Annotated in this window: 2 protein-coding genes; both read left to right on the top strand. The window is 43.8% G+C overall.

Annotated elements, in window-relative coordinates; genetic code table 11:
• Window positions 1-497: tRNA 5-methoxyuridine(34)/uridine 5-oxyacetic acid(34) synthase CmoB (gene cmoB / locus R7E78_RS24345; RefSeq protein WP_318058366.1), on the top strand; the 497-nt coding region annotated here is incomplete at its 5' end.
• 221 nt (window positions 498-718) lie between these two features.
• The coding region (locus R7E78_RS24340; RefSeq protein ID WP_318058365.1) for a RimK/LysX family protein at window positions 719-1170 on the top strand (452 nt) is incomplete at its 3' end.

Genomic DNA, 1170 nt, shown 5'->3' with positions numbered 1-1170 from the left:
TCCAGTTTGAGGCAATTCGCAAACTCATGGGCGGTGACCAACGTGCGCACCTATTGCCGCTGGGTATTGAGCAACTGCCTAAACTGGAAGCGTTTGATACCGTGTTCAGCATGGGTGTTCTCTACCACCGTCGTTCTCCACTTGACCATTTGATTCAACTAAAAGATCAGTTGGTTTCTGGTGGTGAGTTAGTATTGGAAACCTTGGTAATCGAAGGCGATGAAAACGCAGTACTTGTGCCGACCTCACGCTACGCTCAAATGCGCAATGTGTACTTCTTCCCGTCTGCGAAAGCACTAAAAGTGTGGCTAGAACTGGTTGGTTTTGAAGATGTTCATATTGTTGATGAGAACGTGACTTCAGTTGATGAGCAACGCACAACAGATTGGATGACACACAACTCTCTACCAGATTACTTAGATCCAAACGATCCAAGCAAAACAGTGGAAGGCTACCCGGCACCACGCCGCGCTGTGCTGGTAGCACGTAAGCCATAATTAACTGAGATTTCTGACATTGTCTTAACTCTTTCCTGCCATTAAGACATTACCCTCTCTTCTATTCTCATCAAGGGTGCGCTTTGCATCCTTGATTATTAGCTTTTCATCACTATTCCTCACTCAATAAGAGATAGAGAAAGATTCTTACTTGTGAGCCTTTATCGATATAAGCTAAACTCTTAAAAAACAAACAACTTAATCCAATCCCAAGGTTTTCAATGTTAATACGATTGACTCCGGTTGTTGCCATCGCCTTATTATCTGGATGCACACTTACCAAAGGCGAACAGTACCACCAAGAAACGTTAGCCGCTATTCAAGCTTCAGAAGCGAATTTCAATAATCGCATAACTAACTTAGAGCTGCAGATCAGTAACCAATCAGATTACATCGACAGCCTTGAAGACCAAGTCGATAAATTACAAGGTGATCTAAGCACCTTCCGCGAAGAGGCAATGGCAGAGGTTAAAAAACCGAAAGAGCCTATTATTGTCCAAGTGCCTGCCCCTATTGAACCAACGCCGACTCATGACATCGTTTTAGGTTCGAGCGAAAAAGTGACCATCGACTCCATCAAACAAACGTTTGATGCTCGCGTCGATACAGGTGCGGCTACATCATCTTTGAATGCAGTTGATATTGAAGAATTCGAAAGAAACGGCAAAAACTG

This window comes from Vibrio sp. YT-19(2023) (genome assembly GCF_033337395.1).
This window is presented reverse-complemented; position numbering and strand designations above follow the sequence as displayed.